This window comes from Aureliella helgolandensis, from assembly GCF_007752135.1.
Taxonomy (GTDB): Bacteria; Planctomycetota; Planctomycetia; order Pirellulales; family Pirellulaceae; genus Aureliella; species Aureliella helgolandensis.
In genome coordinates, this window is the sequence record NZ_CP036298.1 from 3,168,192 (window position 1) to 3,187,865 (window position 19,674).

The 19,674-nt window shown below is 54.2% G+C and carries 16 protein-coding genes; 9 read left to right on the forward strand and 7 right to left on the reverse strand.

What is annotated here, in order from left to right:
- Nucleotides 1-105: 105 nt before the first annotated feature.
- A complete protein-coding gene (locus Q31a_RS30130) occupies nucleotides 106-1,422 on the forward strand; it encodes a class I SAM-dependent methyltransferase (RefSeq protein ID WP_231691154.1) in 1,317 nt (438 codons plus the stop codon).
- Between the two features lie 60 nt (nucleotides 1,423-1,482).
- Here the strand turns inward: Q31a_RS30130 and Q31a_RS11360 are convergent, their stop codons facing one another.
- Nucleotides 1,483-1,677: a hypothetical protein gene (locus Q31a_RS11360; protein WP_145077639.1), complete on the reverse strand. Its 195-nt coding sequence runs from the start codon at nucleotides 1,675-1,677 to the stop codon at nucleotides 1,483-1,485.
- A 206-nt stretch (nucleotides 1,678-1,883) separates the two neighbouring features.
- Between Q31a_RS11360 and Q31a_RS11365 the strand changes: the two genes are divergently transcribed.
- Complete coding sequence (locus Q31a_RS11365; protein WP_145077641.1) at nucleotides 1,884-2,120, forward strand: hypothetical protein; 237 nt, start codon at nucleotides 1,884-1,886, stop codon at nucleotides 2,118-2,120.
- Between the two features lie 358 nt (nucleotides 2,121-2,478).
- Here Q31a_RS11365 and Q31a_RS31380 read toward each other — a convergent pair whose 3' ends face one another.
- The 4 genes from Q31a_RS31380 to Q31a_RS11385 form a co-directional block, all read right to left on the reverse strand.
- Nucleotides 2,479-2,649: a tyrosine-type recombinase/integrase gene (locus tag Q31a_RS31380; RefSeq protein WP_145087146.1), complete on the reverse strand. Its 171-nt coding sequence runs from the start codon at nucleotides 2,647-2,649 to the stop codon at nucleotides 2,479-2,481.
- Nucleotides 2,650-3,351: 702 nt separating this feature from the next.
- Nucleotides 3,352-3,957: a hypothetical protein gene (locus Q31a_RS11375; protein WP_145077643.1), complete on the reverse strand. Its 606-nt coding sequence runs from the start codon at nucleotides 3,955-3,957 to the stop codon at nucleotides 3,352-3,354.
- Nucleotides 3,947-4,459: an RNA polymerase sigma factor gene (locus Q31a_RS11380; protein WP_145077645.1), complete on the reverse strand. Its 513-nt coding sequence runs from the start codon at nucleotides 4,457-4,459 to the stop codon at nucleotides 3,947-3,949. The genes Q31a_RS11375 and Q31a_RS11380 overlap by 11 nt, the downstream gene beginning before the upstream one ends.
- Before the next feature lie 341 nt (nucleotides 4,460-4,800).
- A complete protein-coding gene (locus Q31a_RS11385) occupies nucleotides 4,801-6,168 on the reverse strand; it encodes an IS256 family transposase (protein WP_449224070.1) in 1,368 nt (455 codons plus the stop codon).
- Nucleotides 6,169-6,171: 3 nt separating this feature from the next.
- On the opposite strand from Q31a_RS11385, the gene Q31a_RS11390 reads away from it, so the two are divergent.
- On the forward strand, nucleotides 6,172-8,352 hold the full coding sequence (locus tag Q31a_RS11390; RefSeq protein WP_145077647.1) for a serine hydrolase domain-containing protein: 2,181 nt from the start codon (nucleotides 6,172-6,174) through the stop codon (nucleotides 8,350-8,352).
- A gap of 677 nt (nucleotides 8,353-9,029) precedes the next feature.
- On the opposite strand, the gene Q31a_RS11395 is transcribed toward Q31a_RS11390, so the two are convergent.
- Entirely contained in the window at nucleotides 9,030-9,227 is a 198-nt protein-coding gene (locus Q31a_RS11395) for a hypothetical protein (RefSeq protein WP_145077649.1), read from the reverse strand.
- Between the two features lie 425 nt (nucleotides 9,228-9,652).
- On the opposite strand from Q31a_RS11395, the gene Q31a_RS11400 reads away from it, so the two are divergent.
- Nucleotides 9,653-10,444: a hypothetical protein gene (locus tag Q31a_RS11400; protein WP_145077651.1), complete on the forward strand. Its 792-nt coding sequence runs from the start codon at nucleotides 9,653-9,655 to the stop codon at nucleotides 10,442-10,444.
- Nucleotides 10,445-10,455: 11 nt separating this feature from the next.
- On the opposite strand, the gene Q31a_RS30135 is transcribed toward Q31a_RS11400, so the two are convergent.
- Entirely contained in the window at nucleotides 10,456-10,599 is a 144-nt protein-coding gene (locus Q31a_RS30135; protein ID WP_197356674.1) for a hypothetical protein, read from the reverse strand.
- Between the two features lie 1,072 nt (nucleotides 10,600-11,671).
- On the opposite strand from Q31a_RS30135, the gene Q31a_RS11405 reads away from it, so the two are divergent.
- The 5 genes from Q31a_RS11405 to Q31a_RS11425 all read left to right on the forward strand — a co-directional run bounded on the left by Q31a_RS11405 (nucleotide 11,672) and on the right by Q31a_RS11425 (nucleotide 19,668).
- Nucleotides 11,672-12,232 carry a sigma-70 family RNA polymerase sigma factor gene (locus tag Q31a_RS11405; protein ID WP_145077653.1) on the forward strand — a complete coding sequence of 187 codons (561 nt, stop codon included), beginning with the start codon at nucleotides 11,672-11,674 and terminating at the stop codon, nucleotides 12,230-12,232.
- 1 nt (nucleotide 12,233) lies between these two features.
- Nucleotides 12,234-13,907, forward strand: a complete 1,674-nt coding sequence (locus tag Q31a_RS11410; RefSeq protein WP_231691155.1) for a LamG-like jellyroll fold domain-containing protein — start codon at nucleotides 12,234-12,236, stop codon at nucleotides 13,905-13,907.
- A complete protein-coding gene (locus Q31a_RS11415) occupies nucleotides 13,897-15,414 on the forward strand; it encodes a sulfatase-like hydrolase/transferase (RefSeq protein WP_197356684.1) in 1,518 nt (505 codons plus the stop codon). Before Q31a_RS11410 ends, Q31a_RS11415 begins: the two co-directional genes overlap by 11 nt.
- A gap of 104 nt (nucleotides 15,415-15,518) precedes the next feature.
- Complete coding sequence (locus tag Q31a_RS11420; RefSeq protein WP_145077659.1) at nucleotides 15,519-16,607, forward strand: kappa-carrageenase; 1,089 nt, start codon at nucleotides 15,519-15,521, stop codon at nucleotides 16,605-16,607.
- A gap of 277 nt (nucleotides 16,608-16,884) precedes the next feature.
- Nucleotides 16,885-19,668, forward strand: a complete 2,784-nt coding sequence (locus Q31a_RS11425) for a PSD1 and planctomycete cytochrome C domain-containing protein (protein WP_231691156.1) — start codon at nucleotides 16,885-16,887, stop codon at nucleotides 19,666-19,668.
- The last annotated feature ends 6 nt before the right edge of the window (nucleotides 19,669-19,674 follow it).

Sequence of the window (19,674 nt, forward strand, 5' to 3'; positions counted from 1 at the left end):
ATAGTTCTCTCAGGTGATATGGCAATGAAGAGGTTTTCAGTTTTGACAATGCTCCTAGCAATTACAGCCAGCATCGCAGGATGCAGCCAGCAAGAGGAATCCACAATGGCTGACGCCAAGAACAGTACTCAGCTAGGTAGCAAATCAGCGCAGCAAAACAACGCTCAACAAGAGAAACCAGCCCTACATGACGGCGTACATCACCATGCGTTTGCCAATCCTGCCGAACTTGCAAGGAAATGGAATGACCCGGAACGTGATTCCTGGCAGCGTCCTGATCAGATCATTGAGGCGATGTCCCTTGAACCGGGAGCGACTGTCGCTGACATCGGCGCAGGAACCGGATACATGGTGTCGCACCTGAGTAATTCAGTTGGCGAATACGGAACTGTCATCGCCATTGATGCAGAGCCTGCGATGGTCGAGTACCTATCCGCACAAAAGTCGAAACTTGGCCCAGCGACCATCGTGCCGAAAAAAGTTAGCTCGAGCAATCCTGAACTGCCGTCGGCGAGTGTTGACGGCGTCTTAATACTCGATACGTGGCATCACGTCGCGGGCCGAGAAGCCTATGCAAAAAAGGTGCACGACGGCTTGAAGCATGGAGGGCGGTTCGTGATTGTCGACTACGAAGTTGGTGCAGACGTTGGTCCGCCAGAGAAAATGCGACTTTCACCAGAACAAGTGAGCAAGCAACTCGAATCAGCAGGATTTCGAGTCGAGGTAGTGAAGGAATCCATGCCACGGCACTACCTCGTCGTGGGACATAAAGACGAAAATGACGAGCAAAAACTCAATAAATCAATTCCTTCGCACCGGCAAGGGCTTCCGAGTGCGGAAGATGTCAAACGCTTCTTTGCCGACCCAATGGCGCGGGCGAAAAAGTGGAACGACCCAGAGCGTGACAAGTGGCAGCAGCCGGGCGAAATTGTTGCGGCACTGAATTTGCGGCCGGGAATGACTGTTGCGGATATCGGTGCGGGAACCGGCTACATGGTGGCTCGATTGAGTAAGGCAGTCGCCGAGCATGGCACGGTCATCGCAATCGATACTGCAGAGGAAATGGTTGCATACCTGAACGATCGCAGCGCTGATTTAGGGCCGGCGAAGATCGTAGCGAAGAAAGTTGGTTACAGCGATCCGGAGTTACAAACGGCCAGCGTGGACAGAGTGTTGATGTTGGATACGTGGCTTCATTTACGTGACCAAGAAGATTATGCCACGAAAGTGTTTGCCGGATTGAAACGCGGCGGCAGGTTCGTGGTGGTGGACTATGCAGTTGACGCGGAGGTCGGCCCGCCCAGCGTGATGCGACTGTCAACGGACCAAGTGAGTAAGCAACTCGAATCAGTTGGCTTTCGGGTAGAAGTGGTGCGCGAGTCCATGCCTCATCACTATGTCGTTGTCAGTATCAAGGATTAGTGACGTTCGCTGTGCCCAGTGGATTCAATGCCACAACTGGCACGGCATCGCTCAAGGAGATTATTCGCCGAACGTATCTTCCAGCTGTCGCTGGTAATGATCTTCCGCATCGGACCGGTACTCCGGTTTGAAGTAGAGGCTTGATTTCCCAAAATCAAGAATGAATGGTGGTTTGACGATAGTCATTTCGATAACCATTAGTTCATCTGACCAGTCGATCAACTGAGGGAAGTTGAATCCACGGATTGCTGTCACACTGTGGTCATCAAGGATTCAGTAGCATCCCAGCTCATTTTCGAAATTTCTACGTCGTTCAAACACTTTTATCGCAGAAACGCCGCCCTGAATTTGCCAAACATACCCCTCCTGCCCGCAACCGAAGCTAGAGTTGAACACCGGTTTGCGACCCTGGGATTTTCGGCAATACTCGCTTGCCTTCGCCCTAAATTGAGATTCTGACAATGTCCCACCCCCGAAAACAGCATTCCGCGAACGTCGATTTACGCATGACGATCGACGGACGCGTTTTCAGTCTAACCCAAGTTGGACCAAACCACGCAATTCTCGAACAAGCTACGTCAATACCGTCCGATTCGAGTGCTTTAATCGATGTCGTAATCGATGACAAGACCCTGACACGGGAAGTAGTTCTCTATGACGGGGCAAGTGACAAATCGAGACGGGTTGAGTTTTTCTAGTTAATCCCTTCCTTGGCTCGGATCAGCAATTGCGTTTTCATTAGCTCTGGCAGATTCGGCCATAGACTGATCAGCTCGGTCAAACCGTCTGAAATGTTACCACCGAGAGATCCAACCTGCGTTTTTCCTCGGTTTTCTGCAGCATGTTCGCTTCCTGCCGGGTGCTAGAGAAACCGTAGGGAAATCAGCTTTTCTCTCGGTTTTTCTTATGGAATCAACTGACTGGTGTCAGTTCGTAAATTCTACGCTGGCTCGCGTTCGGGGCACTGTCGGTCGCTGGCTCGTGACAGAAGCGCTGACAATTGTTCGGCTGTATCTTGCTCTGCTCCTGGCATCAAATGGCCATAGGTGTCGAGCGTCAGGGGATGCTCGAGTGACGCATTACCGATTGAATCACCTTGATGCTAACTCCCGCGCTGGCGAGCCAGACGCCGCAGGTGTGACGGAGTGCGTGGAAATCAAGGCACCCACCGGACTCCGATCGTGGCCACAGGAAGTCAGGCGATGGGGAGGGAGGATCCGTCTCGATTCAAGCAGCCCTTGCAAGCTCCAAATCAGAGTAGAGCATTTTTGCAGACTTTGCGCGCAGCCTGAAAGGCAGTTCTCCCTCCAGTCTCTTGCGCAAGCCAGCAGACACATACTGCTTCGCCGACCTGCCAAACTTCGTGTGTTGTGCGTCGAGGTGCAAGTGATCGGTGCGAAGCGACGTGGATGCCAAACTTCGAAGCTCTGATGCGCGTACGCCAGTAGCGATGGCCGTCTCATAAATCAGCCCGTTGGGAGTGCGCGCCAGCTAGTACCATTCGGCTTGCGTCAAAAAACTTCTGCGTTTCTTTAGGGCTCACTCGAAGTTGGGGCGCTTGATCGCAGCCAGTGGATCGCGAATTAAAGCGACTCGCAATTGCGTTCGCCATCGCGAAAAGCCCTTGTTGGAAGTCAGGTAATGCCCCTGGGTGCGCAGGCCTATCGAATTTCCTCTTGGGCTAATAAATGTACGGACCATGTTTTTGACGGCAATGCGGTCGATCTCTCGGGGGGAGGTGTAACCCAGGGCATCCACGACTCGACGAATTTTTACCTCAGTTTCATCGCGGTATTGTTGTGTGCTTCCTCCCAGGGTTGTCAGCTTGCCTGCGAAATTGGCTGCTGCAATCGACGGTATCCAGCGCGAGCCGCAACGATTGCAACCATCGATTTGTGTTTGGGTTTACCGATGTATGGTGCTTTGGATTCAGGCATCCTCGTCGTCTGCATCCAACAGTTTAGCCTTTAGAGCCTCGAGTTCAGCGAGGTGCGGTAATGCGTACTTTTTGAGTTCGTAGCGCATGCGAAAGTAGCTCGACGTCATCATGATGATGAACAGCGGGATAAAAAACGCGTAAAACCAAATGTGTTTGGAGGGTTCAGCTTGGAAGAAGCCAATCAACAAACTGACACCTAGCGGTACGACGCAGAACCATATGTAGCTACGCATCTGAGCGAATTTGTAGTTGAGTTGTGCTATCGACTTATCAATGACTCCCGACAGGCTGTCATCAAACTGAACTTCTGCTCGCTGTCTTTGTAATCGCCCAAACCAAATGTAGGCCGCCGCACCCAGGCAAAGGCTGCTGGTTACTATCTGGTATTTATTTTCCCCGACCAGCAGTGGCTCTTTCAGGGCAAGCAGGCCAACACCGATCAAGGCTCCCATGAGAGCCAGCTCGAAGATGCTGTTTTCACGCCCCACCTTTTGACTTCGCTTGCGAACCGAGTCCAGCACCCGGTCCGTATCTAGAGGTGAATTCGATTGGCTATTTTGGCACTTCCAAATAGCTTGGAGATCTTCAAACTTCATTTTCAATCTCACTCGCACGTTGCGAAAGGTGCTTTTTAATTCGATTCAATTTGACGCCTACGTTATTGACGGAGACCCCAAGCGTGTCCGCGATCTCTTGGTAGCTGAAGCCATCTAGCATCATCAGCGTAAGTGATCTGTCGATGTTATTCAGAAGGCCGATCTGCTCATAGAGCCATTCCAGGCGTGGGTCGGACGGCTCCGAACTGCTGTTTAGCAAGGGGGCTATATGACTCAGTTCGTTGCGCTGTTTCTGGCGTGTCTTCTCTTTCCGAGACCAACTGATGGCGGTGTTCAATCCAACGCGATAGATCCAAGTTGTCTCGGCTGCCGTTTCACTATTGTAACGCTCGGCGGAACGCCAAAGCTGAAAGACAATCTCTTGAAAGAGATCTTCGCGATCGTGGGGCGTGAAGGAGAAAGTGCGTACGATCTTCAGCAACAGACCTTGGTGCTTGGTCAGCCAATCGTGAAGGAGTCGGTCTTTCAGAGTGCTATTCAAAATGCCTGACTTTAGTTCACGAGATCTGGGACTACCTAACTATTCGCACGTCCCTACGCCTTTCTTACAGAAACTAACAAATTTTTCTTTTTGCGACCTACCTGTAACTTTTCGCGATTCGCCCGCGAATAGTTGAGTAAACGAGCAAGTCTGCCAAGAGGTCCGAAAAGACCTTACCCATTTATTACAACGAGTAGTGGAGCAATGAAATGTCAAAATGTCGCCGCCAGATCTTAGTTGCCATTGTTTCTGGGGATGTCCCTTGCGTTGTTAAAACTGTTGGTGGTCTCGCTGGCTAAAGGGTACTGGAAAAGGTCTTTAGGATCAAACAGGTGGTGGAACTAAAGTGATGGGGCCCGTGCCGTCGCCGGAGCCGTAGGCGACGGCACGGGCCCCGACGGCGGCTTTGTTGGTGTAGCCTCGTGTTCTCTCGCTAGGGCGGCAATCAGCTTAGGTAGTTCCTTGTGGCCGCTGATTCGATGGAACCCCTTTTCGGCCTCAAGCAGTGCGTAGGACAGCCAGCGACTCGCCTGATCCGTGTCGGCTCGGAATCGTGTTACACGCCCCAAGCGGCGACGCGTGTTCAGGAAGGAGTTCTCAATCGCGTTGGTACTTAGCAGTGAACGATGGAGCGTGTTTGGCACTTCGAGTCGGTGTAGGGCTAGCAGGTCCTCACCGGCCTCATGAAGGCTCTTAAACGCTTCGGCATTGAGAGGCTCAAGGAACGCCTCTAGCTCGCCGACGACCTCTTGTGCGGCGGTATAGCCCTGCACGCTACGGAGTCGTCTAAACAGTCGAGCGAGTTCGCCCGTATGACGCTTCGATAGCTTGCCACGGATGTTGCGTTCCTTGTGAACTAAGCAGCGTTGGATGACCGAGTCGGGGAAGTGCTCCTTGACCGCTTTGCGAAGCACATCGCTGCCATCCAGGACTGCCAGTAAGCGCTGCGAGCAAGTAAAGCCGCGACGGGCCAAGCGAGCAAGCAATTCATTGGATACAACTGCATTTTCACTACTGCCCAGCGCAAAGTCGAGCACATGCTTGCAGCCTTCAGAATCAATACCGAGAGCAACCACTGCCGTCTGGTCTGAGCTTAGCCGGATACCATCGAGCATCAGAATGCACCACGTATGCCTCGACAGATCACGGCTGCGTAGCTCGTCGATCAATCGTGTTCCCGCCTCTTGCCATAGACGCGAGACGCTCGAGCGGCTTACGCCTGGCGACTTCGGCTTCACCACGGACATTTGTCGAGTGCTGACCCCAGACATCAACGCTTGAATTACAGCCTTCTCAAGCTGCTCAGGATCGTTGGCGGAGGCGTAGCTGATCAGCTCCACTTCGCGGCTTCCACCCGCCTCCTGACGCTCGCGAACTCGCGGACGCGTCACCGACTCCCGTTCCCCTTCGACCAAGATGCGGCCCGCGGCGCTACCAGCTCGATAGGTCCGACAATCGCTCGGGGCATGCTTTGGGCCGCACAGTTCAGCCACTTCGGCAGCCATTACCTCACAGGCCATCTTCACGATCGAGCCCCGTAAGAATTCGCGAAACACTTCGCCAACTTCAGCGTTCGAAACTTGCCCAAGCTCGCGCAACAAACTAGATTCAGTCATGGTGGTCTCCCCGTCGGCGGTAACCGACGTAAATTGGAAAATGCAGAAGGCAATATATTGCCTTCTGGGAGACCACCTTTCAACTTTTAACAACGATTGGGACGCTTCCTTGTTTCTGCCACTCTTACCTTGTTGTCCGCTTGGATAGTACGAGCTGAGGATACGCAGAACGCGCGCACGCAACCAGTCACGATCAGCGAGCGCGCCCTGCAGCTGCTGAGTGCGGAATTGGCCCGCTACGTTGAACAAGATAGGACCGTTGGGGCAGAGTTGTTGGTGATTCAAGCTGACAAGGTTTTGCTGCACGAGTCTTTGGGCTACTCCGATCGCGAGTCCGAGAGGAAGTGGCAAAACAACACCGTTTGCAACATTCGCTCCATGACCAAGTCGCTCACCTCGGCGGCCGCTCAAATACTGATCGATCGCGGTGAGTTACAGGTAGACGCACCCGTGGCCAAGTACTTACCCAGCTTTCGAACGGAAGCGACTCGAGCGATCACGGTGCAACATGTACTCACTCATCGATCGGGTCTTCCTTTGACGATTCTGCAATCTCCGAAGGATTTCTCTTCACTCTCCGAGCAGGTTGCAGCCTCCGCACAAGCTGAGTTGCAGTTCGAGCCCGGCACTAAATTCTGGTATAGCGACGCAGGTGCTGATGTAGTCGCCGCTTTGGTGGAGAAGGTCTCGGGAGAGACAATGGATCAATTCGTTCAACGCGAATTAATAAAGCCTCTCGGAATGCAAAATACCTTTTACGGTATAGATTCAGGGCATCCGCGGTTTCAGGACATCGCAACGCTGTACTTAGGCGGACCGAAGAGTTGGTCGGCCTTCTGGAAGACAAGCGATGATTTGTTCTATCCCTTCGCCTGGGGATCACAGACGCTCTATTCAACGGCTACCGACTACACCAAGTTCCTTTCCATGTTGCTGAACCGTGGTCAGATTGGCGAAAGGAGTGTATTAAATACCTCAGCCATCCGCCGCATGGTCGATCCGACTTCGCGATTGACGGGCATGGGAACGGAGAAGCCCATGCCGACGGGCTTTCGAGGATTGCAGGCTTACTACGGACAAATGTTGGTGACTTACCGAGTCGATGAGAATTCGCCGGTTGTCGCATTCGGACACAGTGGGTCTGACGGCACCATCGCTTGGGCGTGGCCTAAACACAATCTGATCATCGCCTACTTCACACAATCACGCGGCGGACAGACGCCGCTTCGCATGGAGGCCGCCATCGATCGCTTGTTGTTCAGTGGTGCTGACGACGGTCAAGTTGCTGAGCGTTTGAAGCCCTATATGGGCCAATTTACCGCCAACTTCGCACAGTTTCAAAACGAAGAGTTTACAGTTTCGGCACAAGGCGAGAAGCTCTACTTGGATGTACCCAGTCAGATGACTTTTGAATTGCTCGAACCCGAGCAAGGTAACCTCTGGGCCTTCGCCATGGCTCCAGACAAGATTCAAGTCGAGTTCGTTCGCGACGCAGAGGACGCCATCGTCGCGTTACGTATGCATCAAGCTGGTCATACAACTGAAGTGCCACTCAAAACCACCGAAGGTTCCAAGGAAGAGTCGACGGAGACAAACACTAAGTCTATGCCTAGGAAGGCCGAGTTGCCAACGGCGGAAGCAATCATCGCGAAGTTTGTGGAAGTCACCGGTGGTCGATTCGCTTACGAGGCGTCTTCCTCGATGTCGAACCAAGGTAGTTTGGTGATTCCTCGGGCTGGCATCAAGGGAAGCTTTGAACTCATTTATGCGAACGGCGGCAAGTGGTGTATGCAGAGTGATCTGGGCGCTACGGGCATGGAGAAATCAGGTAGCGACGGTCAAGTTGCATGGGCACAAGCGGGGGCGGCTCCTGCGCGGAAGTTACAAGGTGCTGAGCTTTTGCAGGCTCAACAAGAAGCTGATCTGCAAGCGCGGCTTCATCCGAAAAAGTATTACGAGTCCATGAAGACAATCGGAATTGAAAAGATCCAAGATGAAGATTGTTATCGTGTCGAGTTAAAGTCTTCCAGCGGTGACGTGACGATCGAATATTTCTCAACCGTAACGGGGTTTCTCGTTCGAAGAAGATCCAAGCAATCTCTACCAGTTGGCAAAATCGATGTCATCGAGGAATTCGCCGACTATCGCGCTGCCGGTGACCGCATCGCCTGGCACACATCCGTTAAACATTTGCCCGGCGGAATCGATGTTATCATCAAGCTAGAGAAGGTCCAATTCAATCAGCCCATTGACGCAGCACGCTTCAAGTTGCCGTAGAAGCTTTTTTGCTCACCTCGCCAGAGCGTGCTTGCAAACTAACGGAAGTATCGACCGTAAGCGAAAGGCACTCGGAATTGTGCGTCATGTTCGTTGACTGGACTGGCGAGGACTTCGGCAAATTACTGGTAGCGTGCCTCCATTGTTAAACCTTGCCAACCCGGAAGTTAGATAAGCAACCAGCCTGGAGAATTTCGCGGAAATGGTATGGTACTTTTTGTCTTAGCGGCGTTTTTGACCGACTCTTTCTTCGGGCCGAAATTTCCTACACTGAGAGCGATGCAACCTCCGTAGGGCTGAGAATTCATCGAATCGCGTCCAAGCCGCAAGGATGGAAGTTTCTCCGGCAGATTTAGAGCGGAAAGTTCCCTTGCCAGGCTGCTCATGAGGGCGTGTCAGGGGCATCGAAGTGCTAGGCGAAATGACGGTTTGACATGAGTCACGAAAGCAGTCGGTCGCCGACCGTCAGGCTTTGCTCAACTACTCGCCGCGAGGTATGGCGGACCGTCGTCCAAGTGAGCTGTGTCTGCTAAGTCTGCTGCCTCTCGCTCTTTTTCGATCGTGCGGACCGGTCTCGGTTTGATTTGACTTCCTGCCAGCGGTGTGGACCGACAGGTTTTCCACTACGGCGATTCCCGGCTGCTACAGCCGCCGCTATGTCGACATCTGCCTGGCTCTCAACTTCCGAGTGTAGCAGCCGTTCGACTATCCGAACTGCCGCCGCTCAAATGCACATCCAGCTCGCTGTTGAGCATTCGTTCCAGGACCGACTTCAGCAACGAACGCATGACCACCTGGAGCTCATTTAACGGCGTGGTGTTACCAGCCAGCTCCTTCGCAAACTCCTCTGCCTTCCTCGTCGACATCACGTCCATGCTCCAAGCTCCTTAAATAAATGTGGTTTAAAGAACACTCTCATATGCTAGCCAAACACAAATCTAATTATAGGCCTCGTTCCTGGCGAGTTTCTAATCATCCCCGACGCGGGGCGGCAGAAGGAGTCTTCGCGCGAGCTGTGGGATCAACGTCTATTTTGCCTGCAGCGACGTGCCAGTTACCTTCCAACAAGCCGCCAGTCGGCTCGCCACCACCAGAAACGGCCTCGGGGATTCGAATGCTGAAAAGTGGGCGCGCCCGCTATTCGGCACTCGAATCCTTTGAGTTGAGTAGATTGTCTGGTACACTCCCTGGAAGTCAAATTTCCTATCGGTCAGTGTCAGTATCAGTCAGTTATCAGTTTTTTCCTATCAGTTTTTTCCTATCAGTCAGTATCAGTCAGTATCAGTCATAGGAGCCACGCATGCCGGATCCCACGAACCTCGTCGGTACGTACGTCAACTATGTCATCAAGCCGATCATGTCCGACTCGCCGGCAATGGCGTTGCTGGTCGTCAACGGCGCGCTGCCCAATCAAGTCGACAACGTCGCCGGCCAGATCTGGACTGATCCGCCACCGCCGATGCCGCCGCGCCCGGGTGTGATTCCGCAGATGGGCGCACACCGCGCGCCCGCACCGGCACCTGGTATGGGCGGCCACCGCGGCGTCGTCAGCGGCTTCACCCGCAGCGCATCGACCTGGCCCTTCTTCTTCCTGAAGTACGTGCCCGGACGCACGACCGTCGCGCCGCTAGGCCACGGCGTGCTCACCGGGCCCATCAGCGGTTGCTACCTGTTCCGCTACATACTGGCGGGCGTGACGTACATGTCCCACGTGGGCACCGCCGACGACCCCGCCGACGACCGCAGCGTCCAGGCCAAGGCCGACTGGTTGACCCTCGTCGGCCAGCCCACTATCAGCCACGTCTTCGGCGGCACCCCCATCGACTACTTCTCGACGCCCGAGGTCGCCGGCGCCATGCTGAGCGGCAACCCGATGGACGTGTCGGTGTGCGCCTACTACACCGCCACCGACGCCTGGGCCGTGATGCTTTCAAAGGTGCCCGGCAACCGCCCGCTTCCGCCCGGCGGGCTGAGCAAGATCTGCGGCGTGAAGAAAATGACCCTCCAGCCCTGGACGACGCTTTATGCCCTCCGCAAATTCTCTGGCGAATACTCAGCCGAAAAGAAGAAGGACGCCTTCAAACTGAGCTGACACATCCACAACTAGTCCGCAAAGTGCGTCAGCCAGCCCAGCTTCAGCCGGACGCTGGTCCACGCCACGGTGATCCAGAGCATGCCAACCATCGCCGCCGCGCCCCAGTCCCAGTCCCAGTCCGGGCGAATCGTCGCCCGCACTTCAGTCGTCATCCCATCTATTTGTCATGACATTCGGGACTTTTCCGCGCGAGTTCTCGCCCATTGACGGCTTATTGGGAACTTTGGCGAAATACTCCATCGCAGATTGAAATCGGCTTGGCGTCCAGAGGTTTTCTCGTTGGCAAGTTGCCAGCCAAAGGCCACCCTCACATAGTGTGCAGGAGGAATATCGCAGACTGCGTGGAGAGTATCCCTGCCAGAGAACGTAACAATGGATTTTTAATCAACAGTTCCCGTAACTCATTCGGTTAAGAAAGTGGCGCACATTGCTGCTAGTCCGATCGCATTTAGCGCTCCGGCGTGGCCCCCAAGCGGTGTGGTTGAGCGATCTGGCAGAATTCGCGTCAGATTGTCCGACTTCGAGTACGACAAGCGGCCGCGATCAGTGCTCAGTCGCTAGGCGGAATCGAGTTAAAATTGAGCGCATGTGACTCAGGTCGGTTCCTTGAATGGCACGGACGGCAGTCGCTGTCAGAAAAAACTCGACCGTTTCGAGCATTCGAAATGATATCCTCAAAGGGCGTTTCCTTTGTCGCAACCTGCCTTCGATCTTGCTCCTCACCGCCTGAGTTTATCTCGATGGGAGGTTGACTGGTGGCTACTGTGACGTCGATTTGGCAAAATTGCTTCTCAGGCAGCGCGCTGATGTGGGCGTGACCGCAGCTGACCTGCAGGCACAAGTGACTCGCACTGACGGTTCGACATAACGATATTACGGAGCCGTTCGTAATCACCGAAAAGATGTCAGTTTGACTTTGGCTTCACCCCGAGCCGCAAGCGCTGTCACACCAACTATCTTGCCCAAGTCTTGAAGCACTCCCGCCCAATATCCTTTGGCCGCAAGTCGTAATCGCGGAGGGTTTGCCGCTAAACGCGAACAAAAGCGTCAACTATTCGAATTCACAACGGGGCTCCAATCGGTCACGTTGTGGGATTCAGATGGCTCAGTACCGAGCCCCGCCCAATTTTTCGAGAAAATATAAAAAGGTAGCGGTAATTCTGCATAGCCGCGGAATATTTACTCGTCGGGACGCCCCAAAACACCAACCACTGGGCACCAAAAATGGACCACGAACCTGAACGCGAGCAGCGATACCGAGAATTCGTCGCTTTGTTGACTCGACATGACCTGTCGATCCGGCGATTCGTGCGTTCGTTGTTGCCGTCGCGGGATGGCGTGGATGACGTCGTGCAGGATACCGCCCTTGAATGCTGGAAAAAGTTCTCAGAGTTCAATCCTGAGCGCTCGGAAGAGTCGGCTGATGGGTTCATTCGCTGGGCTTGCGTGATCGCCCGCTACAAGGCGATGAGTTGGCAGCGTAACAAAGCGCGAGATCGGCTGGTGTTTCGCGAGACCGTGATTGAGCGGCTGGCTCAGGCGGCGTTGGATAATCTCGATCAGCAGCAGATGGAGCAATCGGCGATTGAGGTATGTCTTGGAAAGCTGCAGGAAGATCAACGGCGACTTGTCTTGAGCGTTCATTCTCCGGGCGAGTCGATTGCCAACATCGCGCAGGAAACGGGAGAAGCCGCCCGACGGCTATACAGAAAAGTCAATGTGCTGCGAAAACGCCTTCTCGAATGCGTCGCGCAACGAATCGCTGCTGAGGTTAGCAATGGATGAAATGACGCGAAATCTGATCTTTAAGGCGATCGACCAAACCGCTACTCCGGCAGAGTTTGATCGGTTGCAGGATGCCATCGAACAGGATCATGAAGTCCGGGCCGAGTATCTACGGGCCGTCAGGCTCTGTGAGTCCCTCGGTGAAATCGCATCGGGTGCATTCTCAGTGAATTCTTCCAAGACAGATGTCCCAGTTCGTTTCGCGAAGCAAAACGAATCGACGCATCGGTCCTTGGCTGGAGGTCTCAAGCTTAGTCGGTTTGCGATTGCAGCAACAATGCTCATTGCTGTTGGTGTTGCCACCTTTTGGTTTGGACAGCAGGAAAATAGCACGACGAATGTGGCCGATAAGGGCGAGCAAACTGAGACTATCAAGGAATCGCAGATTGCGGGGCATGCGACACTGCGGCGATCGGTTGATTTGAAATGGACTGCTGGCGGAAACGAATATCGGGACGGCGATGTCCTGACGAACGGAAGCCTGCAATTTGAAGAAGGCGTCGCCGAGATTGACTTTTTTTGCGGTGCTACGCTGATCGTTGAGGGCCCTGCGGCTTTGAACATTGAGTCGGATTGGTCAGTCGAAGTGACAAGCGGTCGGCTACGCGCGAATGTCCCTCCCGCGGCCCGCGGTTTTATTGTCAGAGCGGCTGGTTCCGAGATAGTCGATCTGGGGACAGAGTTTGCACTGGAAGTGAGAGCGGAAAACGCTCGCGTTGAGGTAATCGACGGTGAAGTCGAGATTCGAGGCGGAGAACATAATGGCAATCACCTGCTGACCGGACAGCGGCAATGGTTAATTGGAACAGAAACGCCCGAATCGTTGAATGGGCTCAGCACGTTGGATGAACTGAGAATTCGCCAGGAGAACGCCGCATCGGAGCGTTTCGATACTTGGCAGGCTCTGTCCCAGAAGTTACGGCAAGACGAGCGTTTGGTCGCCTATTTCCCAATTGCCGAGAATTTGGCTCAACGCTTTGTTCGCAATGCAGCTGGCACAGGCGACATTCTCGACGGCAAGCTCGTGGGTCCGGTTGAACGTGCCACCGGGCGATTCGGACCGAAGTCAACCGGACTCGCATTCGGCCATCCCGGTGCGCGTGTTCGTACTCGGATCGACCGCGAGTTCAAGGCATTTACATTTGCATGCTGGGTCAGAATCGACAGCCTCGAACACGTTTACAACGCGTTGTTCATGAGCGACGGTTACGAGACCGGCGAGTCGCATTGGCAGATTCGCAACGATGGTCGTCTGATGTTTTCCGTGATGGTCGACGACACTCAGAGCGTGCAAACCTTCAGTGAACTGGAACAGCGTGAAGTCGAGACAGCGGGGCTTGCTCGCGTCTATTACTCAGAGCCAATCTGGGACATTTCGAAGAGTGGGCAATGGTTTCACCTTGCGGCTGTTTATGACCCGGTAGGCCGCCGCGTTGTGCAATACGCCAATGGCATGCAAGTTGGAAGCGAAGAGATCATCGACAAATTCTACATCGACACTCTTCGTATCGGTCCCGCGGAAATCGGAAACTGGGGACAGCCGTTTCGTAAAACCCCTTGGTTCTCCGTTCGCAACTTAAATGGCACTATTGATGAGCTGGCCGTGTTTGACGCGGCTCTGACGACAAAAGAAATCAACACGCTCTTTGAAAATGGAAAACCACTTGGCTACTAACTTCCGTGAGCCGACGGCGCGAGCTGCGGGCATAGCCCCGATTGTCGTTTCAACATCCCCCGCAGCGAGCGCTGTCGGCGCAAAGTTGCTTGCCGTCATTTTAACGATGACGGCGACGTTTACATGCACCGCCCAGGATTCCCCCGCGCGCCCCAACATTCTATTGATCTTGGCTGATGACCTCGGCTATGGCGACGTTGGATTCAATGGGGCGACTGACATCCGCACGCCAACATTGGACCAACTGGCAGCAGACGGCATTGTTTTTACCTCCGCCTACGTCGTCCATCCGTTTTGCGGGCCTAGTCGCATGGCATTGTTGTCGGGGCGATACCCTTATGAATTTGGTGCTCCCTTCAATTTGCCCGATGACAGTTCCGGACAGTACCGCGACCAGGGCATCAGTCCCGATGAAACGCTCATCAGCACCGTCCTGCAGGATGCTGGATACCGCACGGGAGTTATGGGGAAATGGCATCTAGGGCAACAGCCGGAGTTTCATCCCAACCGGCGAGGGTTTGAAGACTACTTCGGTTTCCTTGGCGGAGGCATCCTGTACTTCGGTCCTTACAAGGCGAACAACGAAAAAGGCAACGTGTGGGACTACAAGCGATTTCCTGAACACAACGGAGCGGACGTTACCAGTCTCACAGAAAGTGATTACATGACGGATGTGCTGTCAGGCGAGGGAGTTCGCTTTATTAACGGGGCGTCGAGATCCGAACGCCCCTTCTTCCTGTTCATGTCTTACAACGCACCACATACCGTGCTGGCTGCGAAGGAAGAAGATATGGCGCAGTTTTCGAACTTGCAGGGTAAGCGACGCATTTACGCAGGGATGGTTCACGCGTTGGACCGTGGCATCAACTCGCTGGTCGATGCGCTGAAAGCATCGGGGCAATACGACAATACGCTGATCGTTTTTTTCAGTGATAATGGAGGTCGCGCCGATCAAGGGGCCAGCAATCTTCCGCTCAGGGGTGGCAAGGGCGACACGTACGAAGGCGGCTACAGAACGCCAATGTTCTTTCACTGGCCGGGCGTCGTGCAAGCTGGACAGCGATACGATCATCCTGTGACAGCACTTGATTTCTATCCGACATTGGCACGACTCGCAGAGGCCGACATACCAACGGCCAAACATCTGGACGGCAAAGATATCTGGGAGGCCGTGCTGGCAGGCGAGAACGCACGCGAGGGCGAATTGATCTACACCGTTCGGCACCAGTCCAGCAGCACGGACGTCGGTGCGAGAAAAGACCAGTGGAAGATTTGCCACAAGAATGAGAAGTGGCAGCTCTTCAACCTCCACGAAGACATTGGCGAAACCAACGATCTCAGCGCCAAGTACCCTGAACGCCTGAAACAGATGGTTGCGGAGGTGGAGCAGCTCTGCCAAGCGCATACACGTCCGCTCTGGTTTGATAACGCGAATCAGGCTGAGCAGTGGAAATCCAATCGCCTACCATACTTCGACGGTACGTTCTCGCTGAGAACCGATCCCTGAACGAGTAAGCCGCCCGCGCTCGCCGCCGTCTTGAAAACAACACCAAAATGCCACGACTGCTGCCGTCGGCACACCTACGATAAGCAAAACACTGGATAACTACGATGAAGGTCCTGTCGCTCATTTCGATTCTACTTGTGTCTCATGCGATTTCCGCTACGGCGGCCGACCCGGTCCCGACCGGCGACGTCGGACTGGCTGCGACGGAGTTGACGTTCGTTGCAGGCCAATCTGATGAATTCGATGGCGACACGATTGACCCTGAAAAATGGAACATCGACTCGCAGGACTTTGGGCCATGGAGCTGGGAACCCGACAATGTCGCGCAGGAAGGCGGATCGCTGCATCTGCGAATGATGCAGGTAGATCATCAGCGTCGCGGGCAGCAACTGCACTACACCTCCGGCATGGCCCGCAACGACAAAACGATCACCTACGGCTACTTCGAGGCGCGCATCAAGGGTTGCTCGCGCTATCCGGGAGCCTGCCCTTCCTTTTGGCTCTACAGCATCGGACCGCAAAATCGCTACCAAGCCAGTGATGGCGAAACGGTGGCCTACTCGGAAATCGATATCGTTGAGTTACAACAGTGCGAATACGATTTCGAGACCAAGAAGCATTTCCCTGTCACACGGATCGACTGCAATCTGCACACGGTGCTGATGAAAGATGGCAATCGAGTTTGGAGCCGTCCCAATAATAAGCCTGAACTCTGCAAGACACACTTCGATGCGCCGTGGGATCCTCGCGAGGAGTATCATGTCTATGCCGTGAAGAACACGCGAGAGGAGATTGTTTGGTACATCGATGGCAAGGAAGTCGGACGCAAGCCGAACTTGTACTGGCACTTGCCGATGCACATAACACTTTCGCTCGGGCTTCGCTATCCGTTCGTCACGTACGCAAATGACCAGATGGCTCCCGTACCAAACGAGACCACTGCCGATGGCTTCCCAACGCACATGTCCGTCGACTACGTGCGAGTCTGGCGATTAAACAACACTCCAGCAAGCACAGATTGGTCGAAGGATGAATACATGGCCAGTGAGAAGGTGATCTGGGAAAAGAACGGCTGGACATGGAACGCGGCCAAGGTCGAATCCAACTTCGCCGATATCGACACGAATAACGACGGTATTGCATCCGGCATGGAACGGCAGGCGTGGTACGCGAAGAAGAAAGAAGGAAACTGACAGTGATGAGCTTTATCCGACTTTGCAAAGAACAACTATTTAGTGTCGTCTCCGTGATCCCACGTTGGATCGGCGGAGCGATCCACGCGAAACCCAGAATGTGGCCCCGCTATTCAAAAACTCGTCAACCAGTTAATCATCTCAGATGAATGAGGGATCGCAGGCAGCCCTCTGAGCCGCATGCGATTACGTCAAGGCCGACCAACAAACCGGTATTACTATTGCCTGCGGCTGGCGCCGTCGGCTCACAATTCGTGAAATGGCAATGCGAAAAATAATGCTTAAATCAACTATTTATTCTGTACTCCTCATCGCTTCGCTGCTGACATCGCGATACGTCGCGGCGCAGGGAGTTGATTTCCAAAACGATATCGCACCGATTTTGGAAGAACGCTGCTGGTATTGCCACGGCGAAGATGAACAGGAATCGGGGCTGCGATTGGATATCCGTCACGTGATGCTAAAGGGCGGCGACTCTGGTTTAGCGAGCATCGTACCGGACAAACCGGAGAAGAGCTATCTGCTAGAACTGATTCGCCATGACGATGAAGACGAGCGGATGCCGCCCGACGAGGATAGGCTACCCGACAACGAGATCGATCTGCTGACTCGTTGGATCAAAGAGGGCGCTGTTTGGCCGGGGCAAATGGAAGCTGTTGCCGAGGAAAAGTCTGACCACTGGGCGTTCCAACCGATCGCGCGTGCCGACACTCCGAAATTGGAGACACATCCTGAAAACCCCATCGATGCTTTCCTGCTCCAGTCGCTGGCCAGACATGAGCTTTCGTTCTCCAAAGCCGCGGATCCCGTAGCATTAATCCGGCGAGCATCCATCGTGCTGACGGGACTGGCTCCAACTCCCGAAGAGACTGCGGAATTCGTTGCCGCGTATGCGAACGATTCAGATCTGGCGTATACCGGGTTGGTTGATCGGTTGCTCGAATCTCCGCATTTTGGCGAACGGTGGGCTCAGCACTGGCTGGACGTCATTCGCTGGGCGGAAACGAACGGCAGCGAGAGCAACATGTATCGCAAGAACGCGTGGATCTATCGTGACTACGTCATCCGAGCATTCAATGAAGACAAGCCATACGATCGCTTTCTGTTCGAGCAGATCGCCGGCGACACAGTTGGTCAGGGCGATGCAACCGGCTATCTCGTTTCCGGTCCTCACGTTCCCGTCGCGACGGTCGGACAGGAACCCGCGGCAAGACGTCAGGCGCGAGCAGATCGTATGGATGAGATACTACAAACAATCGGAGCATCCGCAATGGGGATGACAGTCGGCTGCGCCCGTTGCCACAACCACAAGTTTGATCCAATCGCTATCACCGACTATTACTCAATGTCGGCTGTTTTTCAGGACATCGAGTTCGGTAGCCGCTTTCCTGAGCTGGCCGAAGATCATCCTCGTCGTCTTCGTGGCGAAGAGCTTTTTTCACAGGTCTTCAAGTTGCGTGCCAAGCTGCGTGAAATGGGCCCATGGGAAGAGCACTGGACCGGTTTTCGCGAAATCTACTTTCCACCGACAACGACGAAGTCCTTGCGTATAACGTTTCTCGCGAAATCCGCGTACATCGACGAACTGGAGGTTTTTGGAAATAAGTACGGCTACCAAAACCTTGCATTGGCCAGCCAAGGAACCAAGGTACACAGTCCAGAGCAATTTGCCGTTCTGAGAAAAGAACTCGACAACATCAATGATGGCCAGTACGGCACGGAACAATGGGCGGGAATGTCACCCGAGGGCAGCGACGAACAGCCATGGGTAGAATTCACATTCTCCGATCCGCGCGAAATCAATCGCATTCGCATAAGCTCCAACCGCGAAGATTTCCTCGAGACCGATTACCTCGAAGGACTCAACACGGGACACGTCGCCCCCTATCGTATCGAAGTGCAGAACGACGCTGGCCAGTGGGTGCCCGTCGCAGCAACACCGCAGTATCAACAACTGAACAAACAGCACAGGCCTCGCTCAGGAATCTTGAAAGACGTGCAGAAGCTCGTTGATCAAATCAATGAAGAAGGCCCCAAACCCAGTTTCATCGCCCGATTCGTCCAACCAGCGAAGACATATGTGTTCAGTCGCGGCAGTCCCGAGAGCCCTCGCGATGAAGTCTTTGCATCGGGACTCGTCGAACTTGACGGCGAATTGAATTTGGATTCTGACGCTACCGGAAAGCAGCGACGAGTCGCGTTTGCGAAATGGCTCATAGATCCGTCAAATCCGCTCACGGCTCGTGTTGCCGCCAATCGGCTCTGGCATCATGTATTCGGAGGGGGAATCGTTACGACTACTTCCGACTTTGGTGCAGCAGGTAGTCTGCCAACCCATCCCGAATTGCTCGACTGGTTGGCCGCTGAACTGATGCAACCGACGGTCTCAAGTGAGCCGACGGCGCTAGCCGCGGGCCCACAACCGTGGTCGATGAAACACCTGATTCGTTTGATGGTGCTGTCAGAAGCATTCCAGCAATCGAGTCAGCCGCGAGAGGAAGCACTCGCGGTCGATGGCGACTCCGCGTTGCTTTGGCGATTCCCACCGAAGCGTGTAGAGGCCGAAGTCATCCGCGATTCGATTTTGCTGGCTTCCGGTTCGCTTGATCGGTCGCTGGGTGGCCGCAGCTTTCGCATACACAACGTGAAAAAGAGATACGCTCAATGGGAAGTCACGGACAACCACGGACCAACAACGTGGCGACGCATGATCTATCAGGAACGTATGAGGCGAGTTGACGACCAAATGTTTACAGCATTCGACTTCCCTGATTGCGGACAAGTCCGAGCGAAACGCCCGGTGTCAACCACGCCACTTCAGGCGTTGAACCTGATGAACAGCGAATTTGTGATCGATCAATCAAAACAGATCGCAGCCCGCGCGAACCAGGATACCAGTGGTGACGAGATTCAATCCGTGGATCGCTGTTTTGAACTCCTGCTCGGTCGCGCACCCGATGCGGACGAACGTCGGGACTGTATCGCGCTGGCCAAGGCAAGCGACCTGTCGTTCGTCTGCCGTGCAATCATCAACTCCAACGAATTTGCGTTTATTCCCTGACCCGAC